The organism is Pseudomonas sp. WS 5021, assembly GCF_012985535.1.
Lineage (GTDB): Bacteria > Pseudomonadota > Gammaproteobacteria > Pseudomonadales > Pseudomonadaceae > Aquipseudomonas.
On sequence record NZ_JAAQWP010000001.1, the window covers coordinates 1,190,743 to 1,212,044 of the forward strand.

General features: G+C 62.8%; 13 protein-coding genes. 9 read left to right on the top strand and 4 right to left on the bottom strand.

The window, feature by feature from the left end; all coding sequences use genetic code 11:
- Positions 1-84: 84 nt before the first annotated feature.
- The 3 genes from ngg to mnmC all read right to left on the bottom strand — a co-directional run bounded on the left by ngg (position 85) and on the right by mnmC (position 6,113).
- The gene (ngg, locus tag HBO19_RS05600) at positions 85-1,830 is read right to left on the bottom strand and encodes an N-acetylglutaminylglutamine synthetase (RefSeq protein WP_169952774.1); all 1,746 of its coding nucleotides are present in this window, start codon (positions 1,828-1,830) and stop codon (positions 85-87) included.
- A 3-nt stretch (positions 1,831-1,833) separates the two neighbouring features.
- Positions 1,834-3,606: an N-acetylglutaminylglutamine amidotransferase gene (locus tag HBO19_RS05605; RefSeq protein WP_169952772.1), complete on the bottom strand. Its 1,773-nt coding sequence runs from the start codon at positions 3,604-3,606 to the stop codon at positions 1,834-1,836.
- Between the two features lie 509 nt (positions 3,607-4,115).
- Positions 4,116-6,113: a bifunctional tRNA (5-methylaminomethyl-2-thiouridine)(34)-methyltransferase MnmD/FAD-dependent 5-carboxymethylaminomethyl-2-thiouridine(34) oxidoreductase MnmC gene (gene mnmC, locus HBO19_RS05610; protein ID WP_170057028.1), complete on the bottom strand. Its 1,998-nt coding sequence runs from the start codon at positions 6,111-6,113 to the stop codon at positions 4,116-4,118.
- A 194-nt stretch (positions 6,114-6,307) separates the two neighbouring features.
- On the opposite strand from mnmC, the gene HBO19_RS05615 reads away from it, so the two are divergent.
- The 4 genes from HBO19_RS05615 (at position 6,308) to HBO19_RS05630 (ending at position 15,223) form a co-directional block, all read left to right on the top strand.
- Positions 6,308-11,098 (top strand): NEL-type E3 ubiquitin ligase domain-containing protein, encoded by a 4,791-nt coding sequence (locus tag HBO19_RS05615; protein ID WP_170057029.1) that lies wholly within the window; start codon positions 6,308-6,310, stop codon positions 11,096-11,098.
- Between the two features lie 90 nt (positions 11,099-11,188).
- Positions 11,189-12,706 carry a polyphosphate:AMP phosphotransferase gene (pap, locus tag HBO19_RS05620; protein ID WP_169952768.1) on the top strand — a complete coding sequence of 506 codons (1,518 nt, stop codon included), beginning with the start codon at positions 11,189-11,191 and terminating at the stop codon, positions 12,704-12,706.
- Between the two features lie 101 nt (positions 12,707-12,807).
- The gene (locus HBO19_RS05625; RefSeq protein ID WP_169952767.1) at positions 12,808-13,992 is read left to right on the top strand and encodes a thiolase family protein; all 1,185 of its coding nucleotides are present in this window, start codon (positions 12,808-12,810) and stop codon (positions 13,990-13,992) included.
- 268 nt (positions 13,993-14,260) lie between these two features.
- Entirely contained in the window at positions 14,261-15,223 is a 963-nt protein-coding gene (locus HBO19_RS05630) for a DMT family transporter (RefSeq protein WP_170042771.1), read from the top strand.
- A 105-nt stretch (positions 15,224-15,328) separates the two neighbouring features.
- On the opposite strand, the gene HBO19_RS05635 is transcribed toward HBO19_RS05630, so the two are convergent.
- Positions 15,329-16,717 (bottom strand): class II fumarate hydratase, encoded by a 1,389-nt coding sequence (locus HBO19_RS05635; RefSeq protein WP_170057030.1) that lies wholly within the window; start codon positions 16,715-16,717, stop codon positions 15,329-15,331.
- A 194-nt stretch (positions 16,718-16,911) separates the two neighbouring features.
- Here HBO19_RS05635 and HBO19_RS05640 point away from each other — a divergent pair, with 194 nt between their 5' ends.
- From HBO19_RS05640 to HBO19_RS05660, 5 genes are all read left to right on the top strand, one after another.
- Positions 16,912-17,427: a DUF2059 domain-containing protein gene (locus HBO19_RS05640; protein ID WP_115127820.1), complete on the top strand. Its 516-nt coding sequence runs from the start codon at positions 16,912-16,914 to the stop codon at positions 17,425-17,427.
- A 3-nt stretch (positions 17,428-17,430) separates the two neighbouring features.
- The gene (locus tag HBO19_RS05645; RefSeq protein ID WP_115127821.1) at positions 17,431-17,730 is read left to right on the top strand and encodes a BolA family protein; all 300 of its coding nucleotides are present in this window, start codon (positions 17,431-17,433) and stop codon (positions 17,728-17,730) included.
- A 119-nt stretch (positions 17,731-17,849) separates the two neighbouring features.
- A complete protein-coding gene (locus HBO19_RS05650; RefSeq protein WP_170057031.1) occupies positions 17,850-18,791 on the top strand; it encodes a rhodanese-related sulfurtransferase in 942 nt (313 codons plus the stop codon).
- 3 nt (positions 18,792-18,794) lie between these two features.
- The gene (locus HBO19_RS05655) at positions 18,795-19,430 is read left to right on the top strand and encodes a DsbA family protein (RefSeq protein WP_170057032.1); all 636 of its coding nucleotides are present in this window, start codon (positions 18,795-18,797) and stop codon (positions 19,428-19,430) included.
- Positions 19,423-21,228, top strand: coding sequence for an ABC transporter ATP-binding protein (locus tag HBO19_RS05660; RefSeq protein WP_170042775.1), 1,806 nt, complete (start codon positions 19,423-19,425; stop codon positions 21,226-21,228). Before HBO19_RS05655 ends, HBO19_RS05660 begins: the two co-directional genes overlap by 8 nt.
- Positions 21,229-21,302: the final 74 nt, after the last annotated feature.

Genomic DNA, 21,302 nt, shown 5'->3' on the forward strand with positions numbered 1-21,302 from the left:
CAGCTCCCACCTTTAAATGTGTTCACACATCAACCTGTGGGAGCGGGCTTGCCCGCGATGAGGCCCGTCCAGACAGCTCATGTCTCAAGCCGTGGTTTGGCTGTGGGGAAACAACAAATCCACAAACCGTTCTGCCGTGGGCTGTGGTTCATGGTTGGCCAATCCTGCGCGTTCGTTGGCTTCGATAAATACGTACTCCGGCTGGTCAGCGGCCGGCACCATAAGGTCCAGGCCGACCACCGCAATATCCAGGGCGCGCGCCGCACGCACCGCTGCATCCACCAGCGTCGGATGCAGCGTCGCCGTGACATCTTCCAGGCAACCCCCGGTGTGCAGGTTGGCGGTACGCCGCACCGCCAGCACTTCGCCCGAAGGCAGGATGCTGTCGTAGTCGTAACCCGCTGCCTTTAAGGTGCGCAGGGTTTCGTCGTCCAGGGGGATCCGGCTTTCGCCATCGGTGGCCGCCTGGCGTCGGCGGCTTTGCGCCTCGATCAAGGCGCCGACGCTATGCTTGCCGTCACCGATCACCTGGGCCGGGCGGCGGATCGCGGCGGCCACCACTTCAAAGCCGATCACCAGGATGCGCAGGTCCAGGCCTTCGTGGAAACTCTCGAGCAATACCCGCGAGTCGAACTGGCGCGCCGCCTCGATGGCGCCTTGCACTTCTTCGATGGTCTGCAAGTCCACGGCCACGCCTTGGCCCTGTTCACCGTCCAGGGGCTTGACGACGATGCGCTGGTGCTCGTCGAGAAACTCCAGGTTATCGTCGGCGCTGGCCGCCAGTTGTTGCGCTGGCAATTTCAAGCCGGCGGCGCTCAATACTTTATGGGTCAGGCTTTTGTCCTGGCACAGGGTCATGCTGATCGCACTGGTCAGGTCGCTCAACGACTCACGGCAGCGCACCCGGCGCCCGCCATGACTGAGGGTGAACAACCCGGCTGCGGCATCGTCCACCTGCACATCAATCCCGCGTCGGTGCGCTTCTTCGACAATGATGCGCGCATAGGGGTTGAACCCCGCCTGCGGCCCCGGCCCGAGGAACAGCGGCTGGTTGATACCGTTCTTGCGCTTGATGGCAAACGTGGTGAGCGCACGAAAGCCGAGCTTGGCGTACAGGCTTTTTGCCTGGCGATTGTCGTGTAATACCGACAGGTCCAGGTAACTCAGGCCGCGGCTCATAAAGTGCTCGATCAGGTGGCGCACCAGCACTTCGCCGACGCCAGGCCGCGAGCATTGCGGATCCACGGCCAGGCACCAGAGGCTGCTGCCGCTTTCCGGATCATGGAAGGCCTTTTGATGATTGAGGCCCATGACGCTGCCGATCACTGCGCCGCTGTCTTCATCCTCGGCCAGCCAGTACACCGGGCCACCCTGGTGGCGCGGGGTCAGCAGGTTGGCATCCACCGGCAACATACCGCGCCCCTGGTACAGCCGATTGACCGCCTGCCAGTCGGCTTCGCTCTGGACGCGGCGAATGCGAAAGCCGCGAAACACCCGGGTGGCCGGGCGGTAGTCGGTGAACCACAGGCGCAAGGTGTCGGAGGGGTCGAGGAACAACTGTTGCGGATCGATCCCCAGGATCTGCTGGGGCGCAGCCACATACAGGGCGATATCCCGTTCTCCCGGCTGCTCGTTGAGCAGCTCCAGGGCCAGGCTCGCCGGGTCGGGGAAGGTATGGCCGATCAACAGCCGGCCCCACCCGCAATGCACGGCAATCGGTTGCGCGCTCGGTTCGCTGCCGTCTTCGGCCAGGCGCGCTTGCAGGCGTTCGTAGGACGGCGCCTGGCCGCGCAGCAGGCGTTGGCTGTAGGCCGTGGCGTGAGGTTTCATCAATCAGATTCCTTGTTCGCTGAGCCACAGGTTCAGCGCTGCCAATTGCCACAGCTTGGAGCCGCGCAGCGGCGTCAGTTGCCCTTGGGGGTCGGTGAGCAGGCGGTCGAGCATCGCCGGGTTGAACAGGCCGCGGTCCTGGCTCGGATCCAGCAGCAGGTCACGTACCCAGTTCAAGGTATCGCCCTGCAAGTGCTTGAGGCCGGGCACCGGGAAGTAGCCCTTCTTGCGGTCGATCACCGCGCTGGGGATGACCCGGCGCGCGGCTTCCTTGAGCACTTGCTTGCCGCCGTCCGGCAGCTTGAATCGGCCCGGCACCCGCGCCGACAACTCCACCAGGCGGTAGTCGAGAAACGGCGTGCGCGCTTCCAGGCCCCAGGCCATGGTCATGTTATCCACACGCTTGACCGGGTCATCCACCAGCATCACCGTGCTGTCCAGGCGCAGGGCCTTATCCACAGGCGCCTCGGCGCCAGGTTGGGCGAAATGCTCGCGCACGAAGTCGCCGGCGGCGTCATTGGCGGTCAGCCATTGCGGGGCCACGGTGGCCGCGTAGTCGTCGTAGCTGCGGTCGAAGAAGGCCTCGCGGTAAGCCGCGTAAGGGTCGCTGGCGCCGTCCACCTGCGGGTACCAGTGGTAACCGGCGAACAGTTCATCGGCGCCCTGGCCGCTTTGCACCACCTTGCAATGCTTGGCCACTTCCCGCGACAGAAGGTAGAAGGCAATGCAGTCATGGCTGACCATCGGCTCGCTCATGGCACGGAACGCGGCCGGCAACTGCTCGATGATCTCGCTTTCGGCGATGCGCAGTTGGTGGTGTCGGGTGCCGTAATGCTTGGCGATCAGGTCGGAGTACTGGAACTCATCGCCACGCTCGCCGCCGGCATCTTCAAAACCGATGGAGAAGGTCGACAGGTCCTGCACCCCGACTTCACGCAGCAGGCCCACCAGCAGGCTCGAATCCACACCGCCTGAAAGCAACACGCCCACATCCACCGCCGCCCGTTGGCGAATGGCCACGGCTTCGCGGGTGCTGTCGAGCACGCGGTCGGTCCAGTCTTCCAGGGTCAGGTGTTTTTCATCGTCATGGGGGCCGTAGGGCAGGGTCCACCAGGTTTTCTGCTCGGTGGCACCGTTGGCCTCGATACGCATCCAGGTGGCCGGCGGCAGTTTTTCGATGCCCGCCAGCAAGGTGCGCGGTGCCGGCACCACGGCGTGGAAATTCAGGTAGTGATTGAGCGCCACCGGGTCGAGGATCGGGTTGATATCACCGCCCTTGAGCAACGCCGGCAATGCCGAGGCAAAGCGCAGGCGCTGGCCGGTGCGTGACAGGTACAACGGCTTGACGCCCAGGCGGTCGCGGGCGATGAACAGGCGCTGGCTGTCGCGCTCCCAGATGGCAAAGGCAAACATGCCATTGAGCTTGGGCAGCAAGGCTTCGCCCCAGGCGTGATAGCCCTTGAGCAGCACTTCGGTGTCACCGCCCGAATAGAAGGCGTAGCCCAGGGCTTCAAGCTCGGTGCGCAACTCCGGGAAGTTGTAGATCGCGCCATTGAACGCCAGGGACAGGCCCAGTTGGGCGTCGACCATCGGTTGGGCCGAGCCGTCCGACAGGTCCATGATTTTCAGGCGACGATGGCCCAGGGCAATTGGCCCTTGGGCATGGAAGCCCCACGCGTCAGGTCCGCGTGGCGCCAAGTGATGGGTGATTCGTTCCACCGCTGCCAGGTCGGCAGGTTGATGATCGAAACGCAGTTCTCCAGCTAATCCGCACATAAAGTCCTTACCGGTTTTTCCGTTGGGGAGGGGCAAACATGCACGCGCCAAAACGGCGGGTACCCAAGGACTGACCCGTGGCTATAGGTGGAGTTTTAGATCAATAAGTTATATGGCAAACGGCCTGCTTGTGTCGCGGGCCCCGCCGCGGTCTGCGGGGCGTGGGTGAAACGGGGGGTAATCAGGTTGAGCTCAGATGCAAATAATGGGGTGTTTCGCCAGGCAACTCCCCAGCTATTTGAACCTTTTCAAGGCGAGCGTGGGCTTATCGTCTGGCGTCATTGAACAATGCAATGAAGGAACGTTGTGAATCACGCAAACAGGTCATTTGAGCCAGGTTGTCGAACCTGTGACTCAGGACGAATTGATGGCAACGCTGCTGGATTTCACCGGTGACCTGGACAAGGCGCAGGTCTTGTAAGACCGGCTGCCGACCTGGCTGGTCAAGGCCGACTCCCAGGTGCTCCTGGCCATTGAGCAGGCGTATGCCGAAAGTGGCGGGCGCGAGTTTAGCCAGGTGTTTTTGCCACGTTGCTGCGAATCAACGCCCGCAGCGCAAAACGGTTGGGATGACAGGCCTCGGCCACGCTGCGGGGCAGGGGCAGCGGTTCGTTGTCCAGCCATGCCGCTAGCAGTTCACTCGACAGCGGCGCGGTGATCAGGCCCCGTGAACCGTGGCCGCTGTTGACGTACAGGCCGTCCAACCATGGGCAGGCGGTGTCCGGTGTGTGGCGGGCGTCCTTGCGCAGGGCGGCAAAGGCCAGGGCGAAGGCTTGGGGATCGGCCAGTGGCCCGACAATCGGCAGATAGTCCGGGCTGGTGCAGCGAAACGCCGCGCGGCCCTTCAGGGTGTGCGGGTCGAGCGTGGCGGTGCGCAGGCCCTGGGCCAGGTCGGGGGAGATTTCCTGCAACAGTTCCAGGTTCCCCGCGTGCTCGGCGACGGTGGGGGTCAGGTCATCGCTCTTGAAATCAAAGCTGGCGCCCAGGGTATGTTCGCCCAGGCGGGCCGGTGCCACATAGCCTTCGGCGCAGACCACGGTTGCCAACGCCTGGCTGGCGGCAGTCTGTGGCAAGCGGGTGATCTGCCCGCGAATGCGCTTGAGGGGCAGCTCGGCGCTGGCGGCAAACTGCTTGACCTCGGCCGCCCCGGCCAGCACCACCACGGGGGCGCTGGCCAGCAACCGGTCGCTGTCCCAGGCCTGCCATTGATCGTTGACTTTGCGCAGCGCCAACACTTGATGATGCACATGCACCGTGATCCCCGGCTGACTTGCCTGCCACTGGCACAACGCCGGCGGATGCACCCAGCCGCCCTCGGGGAAAAACAACCCGCCATGCTCCAGGCCAATCCCGGCGCGGGCCTGGGCCTGATCCCGGTCCAGCAGGTGCAGCAAGTCAGGGGCAAATGCCTGGGCCAGTTGCGCCTGGCGTTCGGCCTCCTTGGCATTGAACGCCAGTTGAAGCACGCCACAACCGTCCCAATCCACCCCCCGTTGCAAGTGTTCCAGCAGGCGCCGGGTATGCCCGAACCCGCTGACAATCATCTGCGAAAGGGCCGTGCCATGGGCCGACAGCTTGAGGTAGAGCACCCCTTGCGGATTGCCCGAGGCCTCTTGGGCCAGGCCGGCATGCCGTTCCAGCAGGCTGACTTGCCAGCCCCGTGCGGCGAGGCTGGCCGCGCTGGCGCAACCGGCCATGCCGCCGCCGATCACCAGGGCCCGCCGTTCGCCTTTGGGGGCCGGTGGCCTGGCGAACCACGGCTTGATCGCCGCAACTGGCGCCGCGTCGGCCGGCCAGCCAAGAAACTCACCGCGCAGGATTTCCCACTTATGGCCGATGCCCGGCGTGCGTTTCATCTTGAACCCGGCGCCATTGAGCAGGCGCCGCACCCAGCCGGTGCTGGTGAAGGTGCTGATGGTCGAGCCGGGGGCAGCCAGGCGCGCCAGTTCGGCGAACAGCTCGGCGGTCCACATCTCGGGGTTTTTCGCCGGGGCAAAACCATCGAGGAACCAGGCGTCGATCTGGGCGTCGAGCTGCGGCAGTTGCTCCAGGGCATCGCCGATCAGCAGCGTCAGCGTCACCCGCCCGTTATCCAGGACCAGGCGCTGGAAACCCGGGTGGATGGCGATGTACTGCGCCAGCAATTGCTCGGCCAACGGTTTGAGCTCTGGCCAGAGGGCGAGGGCGCGTTGCAGGTCGGCGTGGCTCAGGGGGTACTTTTCCACACTGACAAAATGCAGGCGCGCCCCCGGCGTCGCGTGCTGTGCAAACAGTTGCCAGGCACACAAAAAATTCAACCCGGTGCCAAACCCCGTTTCCCCGATCACCAGGCGCCCACCCACCGGCAGCGCGGCAAAGCGCTCTTGCAGGCGGTTCTGTTCAAGGAACACGTAGCGGGTTTCTTCCAGGCCCGACTGGTCGGAAAAATACACGTCGTCGAACACCCGCGAGCGCGGGCGTCCCTGGTCGTCCCAGTCGAGCTGGGCATTGGGCTGTACGGGGTTCATGGGCAACTCGGCAAAGGCAAGGCGGCCATTCTAGTCGATCACGGGGGCCAGGGTTGGCGCGGGTGTTAGCCGGCTATTTGATCCATGCAAAAAACCTCTGCAATGGCGCGCAAGCGATCAGGAATCAGCGTTAATCGAGCATGGCGCAGCGGGTATCGTGGTGTTTTGATCCATGGCAATAAGGAACATTGCGCATGCAGGCACAGGCTGATTTGACCCACACATTCACTCAATTGACCCGGCAGCAGTTGCAAGCTGCCTTGCTGGAGATGACTGGCGACCTGGCCAAGGCCCAGGTCCTGCAACAGCGTCTGCCGGGCTGGATGATCAATTCCCCGCCAGGGTTGCTGGAGGCGCTGGAGCGGGACGCGGCGTATGTTGAAGAGGCCAAGGCAGGCGTCACGCAGCACTTGCAGGCATTGCGCAGTCTGGACGAATTTTGCAGCGAGCAGTTGCAGGCCTACGGCCAGGCGCAGTGGCAGGTCACGCTGGAGCCAAAAAAGGACCTGTTTATCCGGGCCTTCTACGAGTATCAGGCAGATGTGTTGCCGCGCGAGTATGAGCGCACCGTGCGCCTGGAAAAACAGAGCCTGTTGCATAGGGCCATGCAGAACTTTTCGGCGGATGAGGCCCTTGCCGAGCGATATCCCCTCGAGTCGCGGCTGCAAGCGCAAGACCGCAGCGTTATCGGCGTTGCGCCCCATGAGTTTGCCGAAGGTTGCCGGGCGCTCGACCTCGGGCGTCGGTACCAGCAGCACATCAATGAGGTGTTCCACCTCGATCGCGACGAGGGCGTTGCCAGTGACGTGGCGCTGGCGATCGGCCGGATGAAAACCCTGGACGTAAAGATCGATGCCCATATCGCCCTGATGCGCGGCGATATCAGCCGCGAAACCTACGCCATGTTGTGTGCATTGCTGGAGCAGGACCTCAGCCCGGCCGCGGCGAAGAGCCAGCTGTACCAAGGGCGCCCGGTGCTCTGGCAAGGCCTCAATGCACGCGATTGCTGCCTGTGGAGCGTGCTGGTGTTTTCGGCCCGCCCGATTGGCGAATACCCCCAGCAGCCTTGTGTGGTCTACATGCCCAATGAACCGCAGCGGCCGTTTTTCGAGTACCCATCCCTCAACGACTTCAAGGTTTACCTGGAACTGAAGCTGGAAGTGAGCAGCTATCGGCGCTTCTTTACCGGCTACCTGGGAGAGGTTGACCGGGTGGGGTTTTTCTCGCGATTCGACGAGCACCGCAGCCTTGGCGTGCTGGAGGCCCGGCCCGTCATGGTGAGCCTGGCCAGGCACTTTTTCAGTACTTACGTGGGCAAGCTGCAGATCGATGCGCGCACGCTGGCGGTGCCCGTGGCGGACGTGGACGAAGAGGTGCGCAAGCAGCGCCTGATGGAGTATCTGGAGGCTGGATTGACCTTGCTCAACCTCGCCGGTTTTGTCGTCCCGGCCTTGGCCCTGCTGATGACGGGCGTGGCGGTGGGGCAACTGCTCGGCGAGGTGTATGACGGCATCGAGGACTGGCGGCGGGGGGACAAGGGCGAGGCGCTCAGGCAACTGGGCGCGGTGGCGCAAAGTATCACCTCGATGGTGGTGTTCGCAGCCGGCGCCAAAGTGGTGGGCAACGTGTTGAAGCGCGCGCAGTTGAGCATGGGGCGCTTTTTTGCGGAGCTGGAAGCGGTGCGCTCGACCGATGGACATCTGCGGCTCTGGCGGCCCGATATTGCCCGGTACGCGCACCGTCAGCAGTTGCCCGAGAACGTGATGGCGGACGCAGAAGGCATCTACCGGATTGGCGGCCATTGCTACGTCAAAGTGGTCGGTTTCGTTCATCGGATTGCCTTTGACGCCAAGCTGGGCCAATGGCACGCCCTCCATCCGACACGCCAGGATGCCTATCGCCCTGCGCTCCTGCACAACGGCGAGGGCGCCTGGCGCTTTGCATTCGAACAGCCTGAACGCTGGGAGGACCAGGATTACCTGTTCTCGCGCCTGGAGCCCGGCAGTCGTCACCCCCACCTGGATTCGCGCAAGCTGCGCCTGGTCAGCGACATCCTGGATATGCAGCCCCCCTGGGCGTACCACCTGGCTCGCGAGTGCTTGCCCTTTCCCGCGCGCTTTCGTGATGTGTATGAGCGGTTCCGGGTGGAGCAATCGATTCGCGACCTGATCTGGCTGCTGGAGCGTGGTGTGTACCTCAATGCTGAACACGCGACCGCGCAGATGCAGGCCTTGGCGCTGTTGCCGGGTTGGCCCGAGGGACGCTATTTCGAGGTGGTGGATGCGCAGGGTGCGGTGACGGCGCGTTACCCCGCTAGTGGCACTCATAGGCTGCCAATCACGCAGCACGCAGTGGCTGAAGGGCAAGTGTTTGATGTGCTGCTGTCGGAGCTCGACGAATCGCAAAAACTCGCCCTGTTGGGGGAGGACGTTGCTGCCGACCAGCAACATGGGGTGTTGGCGCGGCGCTTACTGGCGCACCTCAAGGCGGATCGCAAGCCGCTGTTTGAGCAGATGTACCAGGCCTATGACGGGCCAGTGCCCGAGGAGTGGGCGGTACTGCGCAGCACCTATGCGCAATTGCCGTCCAGGGTGATGCGCGAGTTGATGGCGCGCGCCTCGTCGGTGGAGCTCGAGTTGCTGCGCGAGCAGCAGCGAGTGCCCATGGGCCTGGCAGAGGCGGTGCGTGCTGCGCTGGCCGAACAACGTCTGGATCGCGCCTTGGCCGGTTTCGAACAGCCGGAATTGGCCGGCCTCGACACCCAGTGCGTGGCGGTGCGCACGCTGCCGCGCATCGAGGGTTGGGATCCCCGGCTGCACCTGGAGATGCGCGCAGATTCACCCCAGGGGGCGTTACTGGCCGTGGGCGCCGTCGAAGGTGCCAGTGTGCGGCTGGTGGTGGTGCGTACGGCTGCAGGGTTCCAGGCGTTCGATGCCAGTGGCCTGAGCCTGGGTAGTGTGCGTTCCGGAGTGGACGGGCTATTTGAGGCCATTGAAGACGCAAGCACTCTGGGCAGGCCCCAGGCGCAGGCCGAGCATGGATGGCGGTTGCGCCGCTTGATTGCCGCCAGGGCCCAGAGTGAGCGTGATCGCGCCGCCGAGGCGTTTTCCGATGGGGCACTGGAGCCCCAGGCAGTGCAAGCACCTTGCCGTGTGGCGGATTCACCCACCGGCTCTTTTACCCAAAACTCGCCCCTGGTGCGCAAGTTGCAGTGGCTTTATCCGCTGTTCACGCAGGCTCAAGCCTCTGCGTTGCTGCAGGGCCTGGGGGCCGACGAACTTGCTCGTGCCCATGCGGTAGAGCGTCTGCGCGCCGAGCTTGGGCGCCTGCGTGCGGTACTCAAACACTGGAAAAACGACATCGGCGGCTTGGAGCAGCAACCGGGCCTGAGGAACATCCGCCAGAGCCGCCAGCAAGTGGCCGAGCGTATCGAGGCCTGCTGGCGCCAGCAGAGCTTTATGCCCAATGAGCGCGAGCTGCCCGTTGCTGGCCTGTCCCTGGACGGGATGCGCGTGGGCTCGTTGCCGAACCTGCCACCTGAAATTCGCTTCGACCATGTGCAGCGCCTGTCACTGCGCAATATGCGCCTGGGTGATGACGTGGCTTATTTCCTCAAGTGCTTCAAGGGGCTGCGCCGCCTGGACCTGGACCGTAACCGCCTGACCCGGTTGCCGGAATATCTGTCGCGCATGCCTGATCTGGGCAGCCTGTCGTTGTCCCACAATCAGTTGGCGTTGACCGAATACACCCGGCGCAAGCTCGCCGATATGAGCACGTTGCAGCTGTTGGACCTGAGCCACAACCCCGTGGAAGGGCACCTGGATGTCAGCGCCATGCGCGGCTTGCATACGCTGTTGCTACAGGACACCCGCATCGTCGACGTGCCCTCCGGGCTCGGGCGCCTGGCCTATCTGGACCAGGTGGACCTGCGCGACAACTGGATCACCCTGCTGCCCGAATGGCTGTTTAGCGCCACCCGCAGTTTCAGCCAGGCACTCAACCTGGCGGGCAACCCGTTGTGCACCTCGGCGGTGACAGCGCTCACGCGCTACCGCGAGGCGGTGGGTATTGGCATGGGCTATGTCGATGACGATCAATCGCGCTTCACTGAGTTGAAAGCCCGGGCGTTGTGGCTGCCGGATGAAGTGGCCAATCGCAATGCGATCAAGCGCGGCATCTGGGCCAACCTGCGCGATGACCCGGACTGCGCGCCGCTGTTCGAGTTGCTTGCGCAATTGTCCAGGACCGCTGACAGCCGGCACGTGCGCGAGGATTTGAGCCGGCGGGTGTGGGACGTCTTGCAGTCGAGCCATGACAGTATCGAGCTGCGCGAGCGGGTGTTTCAGCTGGCGGCGCATCCGGTGAATTGTGGCGATGGCGCCGCTGATATTTTCAGCCAGATCGAAGTCTTGATGGAGGTCGAGCAGGCGATGCTACAGGCCGGACGCAGGCAGGGCAGCCCCGGCGGATTCCTGAGCCTGGGCCGGCGCCTGTTTCGCCTGGGCGAGTTGGAAAAAATTGCCCTGGGCTATGCGGCCGAGCATGCCAGCGAGGATCCGCTGGAGGTCAGCCTGGCGTTTCGCATGGGGTTGGCCAAGGAGTTGGAGCTGCCGAGGCAACCCAAATACGCGCAGTATGTGTCGATTGCCAATGTGACCCCCGAAGGGCTGGCACTCGCCCATTCCCAGGTGCGCACGGCCGAGCTGTCACCTGCACTCCTGCAGTTTTTGACGCAACTGTCGTTCTGGAAAACCCATCTCAAGCAGCAATTTCCCAGCACCTTCCAGGCCGCGACTGAACCTTTTGATGTACAGCAGCAACTGCTCTTCGAGAACAGCCAGAACCTCACCGACGGCGACTACCTCAGGCAAATGCAAGACCTGCAGGCCCCTCGCCGGCAGGCCATCGCCGAGGTGGTAGAGCGCCTGACCCTACAGATGCTGAAACACCAGGACCTGGGCATCTGCCATGTGCCCGAGGGCTGAGCCATTGATCCACGGCAAGTGGCCTGGAATTCCTTGCCCGCCACGCTGCCCAATCCGCTAGTCTTGATCCATCTTGGAAGGGAGTCGCCCATGTTTGAATCTGCCGAAATCGGTCACGCCGTCGATAAGGACACTTACGACGCTGAAGTCCCGGCCTTGCGGGAAGCTTTGCTGGAGGCGCAGTTCGAGTTGCACCAGCAGGGGCGCTTCCCGGTCATCGTGCTGATCAATGGCATCGAGGGCGCCGGCAAGGGTGAAACCGTCAAGCTGCTCAATGAGTGGATGGACCCGCGCCTGATCGAGGTGCGCACCTTCGACCAGCAGACCGACGAAGAACTGGCCCGCCCACCGGCCTGGCGCTACTGGCGGCAATTGCCGGCCAAGGGGCGCATGGGGGTGTTTTTCGGCAACTGGTACAGCCAGATGTTGCAGGCGCGGGTCCACGGCCAGATCAAGGATGCGCGCCTGGACCAGGCCATTGCCGGGGCCGAACGCCTGGAGCAGATGCTCTGCGATGAAGGGGCGCTGATCTTCAAGTTCTGGTTCCACCTGTCCAAGAAACAAATGAAGGCGCGGCTCAAGGCCCTGCAGGACGACCCGCTGCACAGCTGGCGCATCAGCCCGCTGGACTGGCAGCAGTCCGAGACCTACGACAAGTTCGTGCATTTCGGTGAGCGCGTGCTGCGCCGCACCAGCCGTGACTATGCGCCCTGGCATGTGATCGAAGGCGTGGACGCCAATTACCGCGGCCTGACCGTGGGCAAGATCCTCCTGGAGGGCCTGCAAAATGCCCTCAAGGTGCCCAAGGCCAGGGCCAGCGGGATCCAGCCGGCGCCATTGCCGTCGTCGGTGGACCAGATGAGCCTGCTCGACAGCCTGGACATGACCCAGCGCCTGGAAAAGGACGACTACGAAGAGCAACTGATTACCGAACAGGCACGGTTGTCGGGCCTGATGCGTGACAAGCGCATGCGCAAGCACGCGCTGGTCACGGTTTTTGAAGGGAACGACGCGGCGGGCAAGGGCGGGGCGATTCGCCGGGTCGCGGCGGCGCTGGACCCACGCCAGTACCGCATCGTGCCGATTGCCGCGCCTACTGAAGACGAACGCGCCCAGCCATACCTGTGGCGCTTCTGGCGGCAGATCCCAGCGCGGGGCATGTTCACGGTGTTCGACCGCTCCTGGTACGGCCGCGTGCTGGTAGAGCGCATCGAAGGCTTTTGCACCACGGCCGACTGGATGCGCGCCTACGCCGAGATCAACGATTTCGAGGAGCAACTGCGCGATTCCGGGGTGATCGTGGTCAAGTTCTGGCTGGCCATCGATAAACAGACCCAACTGGAGCGCTTCCAGGCCCGGGAAGAAATTCCGTTCAAACGCTTCAAGATCACCGAAGACGACTGGCGCAACCGCGACAAGTGGGATGCCTACCGGGCGGCGGTGGGCGACATGGTGGATCGCACCAGCACCGAGATCGCGCCCTGGACCCTGGTGGAAGCCAATGACAAGCGCTGGGCGCGGGTCAAGGTGTTGCGCACCATCAATCTGGCGCTGGAAGAGGCGTTCGCCAAGTCCGACAAGCACGACAAAAAGAAGAAGCACAAATAGCGCCATGCTTTTGCATACGCCAGGTGAATGATCGTCGCGATCGCCCGGCGCTGGATCTATCCTCGATCTGTCTCCCAACAACGACAAGATTGAGGTAGCCCATGCGTGAAGTAGTGATCGTCGACAGCGTGCGAACCGGCCTGGCCAAGTCCTTTCGCGGCAAGTTCAACCAGACCCGCCCCGATGACATGGCCGCGCATTGCGTCAATGCGCTGCTGAGCCGCAGCGGCATCGACCCGGCCAGTGTCGAGGATTGCATTGTCGGTGCCGGCTCCAACGAAGGCGCCCAGGGCTACAACATCGGTCGCAACGTGGCGGTGCTGTCGCGCCTGGGCACCGGCACCGCCGGCATGACCCTCAACCGTTTCTGCTCCTCAGGGCTACAGGCGATTGCCATTGCGGCCAACCAGATTGCCTCGGGGTGCAGCGACATCATTGTCGCCGGTGGCGTCGAGTCCATCAGCCTGACGATGAAGAGCGTGAATACCGACAACCTGATCAACCCTTTGCTCAAGGAGCAGGTGCCGGGCATCTATTTCCCCATGGGCCAGACCGCCGAGATTGTCGCCCGCCGCTATAACGTCAGCCGCGAGGAGCAGGACCTGTACGCCTTGCAAAGCCAGCAACGCACCGCCCAGGCCCAGGCCGACGGGTTGTTTGACGATGAAATCGTGGCCATGGCGGTCAAGTACAAGGTCGAGGATAAGAACACTGGCCAGGTGCAGATTCTCGATGGCGTGGTCGACCGCGACGACTGCAACCGCCCGGACACCACCCTGGCCAGCCTGAGCGGGCTCAAGCCAGTGTTTGCCGAGGACGGCTCGGTGACAGCGGGAAACTCGTCGCAATTGTCCGATGGCGCGTCGATGACCCTGGTGATGAGCCTGGAAAAAGCCCTGGAACTGGGGCTCAAGCCCAAGGCGTTTTTCCGTGGCTTTACCGTTGCCGGTTGTGAGCCGGACGAGATGGGCATCGGCCCGGTGTTCTCGGTGCCCAAATTGCTCAAGGCCCGTGGCCTGCAAGTGGCGGACATCGACCTGTGGGAACTCAACGAGGCGTTTGCTTCGCAGTGCCTGTATGCGCGCAATCGCCTGGAGATCGACAATGCCCGGTACAACGTCAATGGCGGCTCGATCTCCATCGGCCATCCGTTCGGCATGACCGGCTCGCGGCAGGTGGGGCATCTGGTACGGGAGCTGCAACGGCGCAATTTGCGCTATGGCATCGTCACCATGTGCGTCGGCGGCGGGATGGGGGCGACCGGGTTGTTTGAAGCCGTGCGCTGATCTATTAAACACCGCAGATCAAATGTGGGGGGCTTGCCTTAATGCCAGTCAGTTAAGCGCAGATCCCCTGTGGGAGCGGGCTTGCTCGCGAAAGCAGTGGGTCAGTCAACATCAATGTTTACTGGGCCGACGTCTTCGCGGCGATACGGCGATCCGACAAGCCCACTCCCACAGTTGGTTTGTGGTGTGCCTGATAAAAAACTTCGCCAAGGTTTACCCACATCCCCCTAGAATGCGGGTTCCTCTACCTCTGGCTCTTGGGGCACTCATGCACATCTCTTCCGGCCGCTGGGTCTACGGCTTATCCCTGACCCTGCTGACCGCGCTGCTCTGGGGCATTTTGCCGATCAAGCTCAAACAGGTGCTGCAGGTGATGGACCCGATCACCGTGACCTGGTTTCGCCTGATGGTGTCCGGCAGTTGCCTGTTCGTCTACCTGGCCGCGGTCAAGCGCCTGCCCAGCCCGAAAGTCCTGGGCAAGCGCGGTGGCTGGCTGGTGGCGATGGCGGTGTGCGGCCTGGTGGGCAACTACGTGCTCTACCTGGTCGGGCTGAAGATGTTGAGCCCCGGCACGGCGCAACTGGTGGTGCAGATGGGGCCGATCTTCTTGATGATTGCCAGTGTGTTCCTGTTCAAGGAGCGTTTCAGCCTGGGGCAGGGCGTTGGCTTGCTGGTATTGATCATCGGCTTTGGACTGTTCTTCAACCAGCGCCTGGCGGAGCTGTTGACGTCCCTGGGCACCTACACCGCCGGGGTGCTGACGATTCTGCTGGCGACCACCATCTGGGTGTTCTACGCCCTGGGCCAGAAGCAGTTGCTGACGGTGTGGAATTCGTTGCAGGTGATGATGGTGATTTACCTGTGTTGCGCGTTTCTCCTGTTGCCGTGGGTGCATCCCATGGAGGCGCTGCAACTGAGCCCCTTGCAAGGCTGGCTGTTGCTGGCGTGCTGCTTCAATACGCTGATTGCCTATGGCGCATTTGCCGAGGCCCTGGCCCACTGGGAGGCGTCGCGGGTCAGTGCGACGTTGGCGATCACACCGCTGGTGACCTTTGTGGCGGTGGCGATTGCGGCGTGGTTGTGGCCCGACTATGTGCATGCCGAGCAGATCAACGGCCTGGGTTATGGCGGTGCGGTGCTGGTGGTGCTGGGATCGGCGTCAGTGGCGTTGGCCCCGTCCTTGATCGCCGGGCTCAAGGCCCGGCGCGCAAGGTTGATACAACCTCTGTAGGAGCCGGCTTGCCGGCGAAAAACCCAAGGGCAACGCGGGGCATCAGTCACCCTGCGTTATCGTTGACGTTTTTCGCCGGCAAGCCGGCTCCTACAGGAGAGGGGATCAGTGCCCGGCTTCGAGCATATTCTCCGGGCGTACCCACTGGTCGAACTCGGCATCGGTGAGGTAGCCCAGCTCCAGCGCGGCTTCGCGCAGTGTCAGCCCTTCGGTATAGGCCTTCTTGGCAATCTGCGCCGACTTGTCATAGCCGATATGCGGGTTCAACGCCGTCACCAGCATCAAGCCACGCTCCAGGTGCGCGGCCATTTGCTCGGCGTCGGGCTCAAGGCCGGCGATGCAATGCTCCTGGAAGTTGCGGCAGCCGTCGGCCAGCAAACGGATCGACTCCAGCAGGTTGTGGATAATCACCGGCTTGTACACGTTCAACTGCAAATGCCCTTGGCTGGCGGCAATGCCGATGGTCACGTCGTTGCCCAGCACCTGGCAGGCCAGCATCGACAGCGCTTCGCACTGGGTCGGGTTGACCTTGCCGGGCATGATCGAGCTGCCCGGCTCATTGGCCGGCAAGCGCACTTCGGCCAGCCCCGCACGTGGGCCCGAGCCCAGCAGGCGCAGGTCGTTGGCGATTTTCATCAAGGCCACGGCCAGGGTCTTCAGGGCGCCAGACAGGGTGGTCAGCGGCTCATGGCCCGACAGTGCGGCGAACTTGTTGGGCGCGGTGACAAACGGCAACCCGGACAACGCGGCGATTTCTGCGGCAATCGCCTCGCCAAAGCCATGGGGCGAGTTCAGGCCGGTGCCGACCGCCGTGCCGCCCTGGGCCAGTTCGTAGACGGCGGGCAGGGCGCTGCGAATGGCGCGCTCGGCATAATCCAGTTGCGCGATAAACGCCGAGACCTCCTGGCCGAAGGTGATGGGCGTGGCATCCATCATATGGGTGCGGCCGGTCTTGACCAGCTTCATATGGCGCGCCGACAACTCCGCCAGCCCGCCGGACAGCTCACGCAGCGCCGGCAGCAATTGCTCGTGCACCGCCTGCACGGTGGCGATGCTCATGGCGGTGGGGAAGCAATCGTTGGAGCTCTGGGAACGGTTGACGTGATCGTTGGGGTGCACCGGGCTCTTGCCGCCACGGGCCTTGCCCGACAGCTCGTTGGCGCGGCCGGCGATCACTTCGTTGGCGTTCATGTTGCTCTGGGTGCCACTGCCGGTCTGCCAGACCACCAGCGGGAACTGGTCATCAAGCTTGCCGTCGAGCACTTCGTCAGCGGCCTGTTCGATCAGCCGGGCGATGTCGGCGGGCAGGTCGCCGTTGCGGTCGTTGACCCGCGCTGCAGCTTTCTTGATCAGGACCAGGGCGTGGAGTACCGCCAGTGGCATGCGTTGCTCGCCGATGGCGAAATTGACCAGTGAACGCTGGGTCTGTGCGCCCCAGTAAGCGTCATCCGGGACTTGTACTTCGCCCAGGCTGTCGGTTTCGATACGGCTCATCGCAGGGACTCTCCTTGTAGTCGGTTTGCGCAGTTTAGGCCCTGGCGGCACGTTTGGGTTCCATAAAAGCCATTTCATCGGGCAAACCCTCGCAAAACCAGGCCCTACAAGGCGTGGGGTTGAGTGCCGGCGTTTTTTAGGCGCAGAATGGTCGCCCTTGGGGTCTTACCTCGCCTGCTAGAAAAGGAAACTCGATGACTCGTCTTCGTGCCATCTGTACCGCGGTTGCTCTGGTCTGTGCCAGCGGCCAGGTTCTTGCCGATACCGCCAGCCACAACGCCAGTGCCGAAGCCTTCCTGACCCTGGCTCACGCAGACAAGCTGGGCACCCCGGTGTACATGCAAGTGCAACAAATGTTCGCCCAGCGCTTCGAGCAGACCAAGGCGCCTGCCGCCAAGCAAACCGTTCTGGACACCTACCAGGCCAAGGCCAACGCCGCCCTGGACCAGGCCATTGGCTGGAACAAGCTCAAGCCGGACATGGTCAAGCTGTACACCAGCAACTTCAGCGAGTCCGAACTCAAAGACCTGGTTGCCTTCTACAAGTCGCCACTGGGCAAGAAAGTTTTGGAGAAAATGCCGCAACTGACCCAGCAATCGGCCCAACTGACCCAGGCCAAGCTGGAAAGCGCGGTACCTGTCGTGAACAAGCTGTTGGAAGACATGACCAACGAGCTGACCCCCAAAGCCGCACCCGCCAAGAAGAAGTAAGCAATGACCATGCAGCAGCGTATCGAATCGGCACTTGCCGCCCTGAGCCCGGAACACCTGAGTGTGCTGGACGAAAGCCATATGCACAGCCGTGGATTGCAGACGCATTTTAAGGCCGTGCTGGTCAGCCAGCAGTTCGAGGGGCTCAACCGGGTCAAGCGCCATCAGAAGGTCTACGCCACGTTGGGTGACCTGATGAGCGAGTTCCATGCGCTGGCGCTGCACACCTACACGCCTGAAGAATGGGCAAAAACCGACGCAGCCCCGGCCTCGCCGACCTGCGCTGGCGGTAGCAAACACTGATATCCGGCTGCTACAAAGGCCTATGTTTTGCTAGAATCCGCAACGCGCCGCTCAGTCGGCGCGTTTTTTTTTGCATCCGGTTCACCCTTTACGAGGGTAGCCACCTGGAGAGAACACCCATGACACAACCCATCGTCGTGGCGGCACTGTATAAGTTCGTCACCCTCGAAGATTACGTGGCCCTGCGCGAGCCGCTGTTGCAGGCCATGGTCGACAACGGCATCAAGGGCACCTTGCTGATCGCTGAAGAAGGCATCAACGGTACCGTTTCCGGCAGCCGCGAAGGCATTGATGGCCTGATGGCCTGGCTGAAGAACGACCCACGCATGGTCGATATCGATCACAAAGAGTCGTACTGCGACGAGCAGCCGTTCTACCGCACCAAGGTCAAGCTGAAAAAAGAGATCGTGACCCTGGGCGTCGAAGGCGTCGACCCGAACAAGAAAGTCGGGACCTACGTTGATCCACAAGACTGGAACGCGTTAATCAGCGATCCAGAAGTGCTGTTGATCGATACCCGTAACGACTATGAAGTGTCGATCGGCACCTTTGAAGGCGCAATCGACCCGAAGACTACGAGTTTTCGCGAATTTCCCGACTACATCAAAGCCAACTTCGACCCGGCCCGGCACAAGAAAGTCGCCATGTTCTGCACCGGCGGCATTCGTTGTGAAAAAGCCTCGAGCTATATGCTCAGCGAGGGCTTCGATGAGGTGTATCACCTCAAGGGTGGCATCCTCAAATACCTCGAAGAAGTGCCCCAGGAAGAGACCAAGTGGCAGGGCGACTGCTTTGTTTTCGATAACCGCGTGACCGTGCGCCACGACTTGAGCGAAGGTGACTACGATCAATGTCATGCCTGCCGTACTCCGGTTAGCGTAGAGGACCGCGCATCCGAGCATTACGTGGCCGGCATCAGTTGCCCGCACTGCTGGGATAAGCTGTCCGAGAAGACCCGTCGCAGTGCGATCGACCGTCAGAAGCAGATCGAGCTGGCCAAGGCCCGCAACATGCCGCACCCGATTGGTTACAACTACAAGCAATCATCCACCGAGGCTTGAACCATGTCTGCGCGCCTGCTCTATGTGATGGACCCGATGTGTTCCTGGTGCTGGGGTTTTGCCCCGGTGGCCAAGGCCCTGGTTGAGCAGGCCCAGGCAGCGGGCGTGGAGTTGCACCTGGTGGTGGGCGGCTTGCGCACCGGCAGTGGCGCGGCGCTGGAGCCGGCCACCCGGCGCTATATCCTGGAGCACTGGCAGGCGGTGACTGAAGCCACTGGCCAGCCGTTCCGCGTGGAGGGCGCCTTGCCTGATGGCTTTGTGTATGACACGGAGCCGGCCTGCCGGGCCCTGGTCACCGCGCGCGGGCTGGCGCCGGATTGCGCCTGGACCTTGCTCGGGCTGATCCAGCAGGCGTTTTATGTCGAGGGCCGCGACGTGACCCGCGCCAGTGTGCTGGTGGAGCTGGCCGAGACCGCCGGGGTGCCGCGTATCGAGTTTGCCGAGGCCTTTGACCGTGCCGAGCAGCATGCAGCCACGGCCGCCGATTTTACCTGGGTGCAGGATCTGGGCATTGCCGGCTTCCCCACCTTGCTGGCCGAGCACAATGGCCAGTTGGCCTTGTTGACCAACGGCTACCAGCCGCTGTCCGAGCTCGCACCTTTGCTCGGTCGCTGGCTGGAGCGAGCTGCCTGTGCATGATCAGCCAACGCCACGGGTTGATCGGCTGACCTGGGCAGAAATCCGCCGCCTGGCCCTGCGCCATAAAAAAGCCCTGTGGATCGCCAATGGTGTCGCCGTCCTGGCGACCCTGTGCAGCGTGCCGATTCCCTTGCTCCTGCCTCTGCTGGTGGACGAGGTGCTGCTGGGCAATGGCGATGGCGCGTTGAAAGTGATGAACCATGCGTTGCCAGCAGCCTGGCAGCAGGCCGCCGGCTATATCGGCCTGATGCTGCTGATCACCCTGGTGCTGCGTTGCGCGGCCCTGGTGTTCAACGTGGTCCAGGCGCGCCTGTTTGCCGGGCTGGCCAAGGACATTGTCTATCGCATCCGTGTGCGGTTGATCGAACGGCTCAAGCGTATCTCCCTGAGCGAATACGAAAGCCTGGGCGGCGGCACCGTGACCACGCACCTGGTCACCGACCTGGACACGGTGGACAAGTTTGTCGGTGAAACCTTGAGCCGGTTCCTGGTGGCCACGTTGACCCTGGTTGGCACCTCCGGGATCCTGATGTGGATGCACTGGAAGCTGGCGCTGTTGATCCTGCTGTTCAATCCGTTGGTGATCTATGCCACGGTGCAGTTAGGCAAGCGGGTCAAGCACCTGAAGAAGCTGGAAAACGACAGCACCTCGCGGTTTACCCAGGCGCTGACGGAAACCCTGGATGCGATCCAGGAAGTGCGCGCCGGCAATCGCCAGGGATTTTTCCTCGGGCGCCTGGGGCAGCGTGCCCAGGAAGTGCGCGACTTTGCCATCAACTCCCAATGGAAAAGCGACGCCTCCAGCCGCGCCAGTGGCCTGCTGTTCCAGTTTGGTATCGACATCTTTCGCGCGGCGGCAATGCTCACCGTGCTGTTTTCCGACCTGTCCATCGGCCAGATGCTCGCGGTGTTCAGCTACCTGTGGTTCATGATCGGCCCGGTGGAGCAACTGCTGAACCTGCAATACGCCTACTACGCTGCCGGTGGCGCGCTGACGCGCATCAACGAACTGCTGGCCCGCGCCGACGAGCCGCAATATGCCGGGGGCGAGGATCCGTTTACCGGGCGCGAAACCGTGGGTATCGAGGTGCGGGGCCTGGACTTTGGCTACGGCGAAGACCTGGTGCTCAACCAACTGAACCTGGCCATCGCTCCCGGCGAGAAGGTGGCGATTGTCGGCGCCAGTGGCGGCGGTAAAAGCACCCTGGTGCAACTGCTGTTGGGGCTCTACACCCCGCAGGCAGGCACGATCCGCTTCGGCGGCGCGACCCAGCAGGCTATTGGCCTGGAAACCATCCGCGAGCATGTCGCGGTGGTGCTGCAGCACCCGGCACTGTTCAACGATACCGTGCGCGCCAACCTGACCATGGGCCGCGAACGCAGCGACCAGGCCTGTTGGCAGGCCCTAGAAATCGCCCAGCTGGAGGCTACGGTCAAAGGGTTGCCCCAGGGCCTAGACAGTATTGTCGGGCGCTCTGGCGTGCGCTTGTCCGGTGGCCAGCGCCAACGCCTGGCGATTGCCCGAATGGTACTGGCCGAGCCAAAGGTGGTGATCCTCGACGAAGCCACCTCGGCCCTGGATGCGGCCACCGAATACAACCTGCACCAGGCGCTGGCGCGGTTTCTCAGTGGGCGTACTACACTGATCATTGCTCACCGTTTGTCGGCGGTGAAGCAGGCTGATAGGGTATTGGTGTTTGACGGTGGACACATTGCCGAAGATGGCGACCACCAGCAACTGATAGCCGATGGCGGTTTGTACGCCAAGCTTTATGGACACTTGCAACAAGTTCGCTGAATCGATCCCGTATCCGATCCTGGAGGGATCGCGTTTGGCCTCGGCTGTGCTGTCAGGAGCAGTTTTTACTCGCC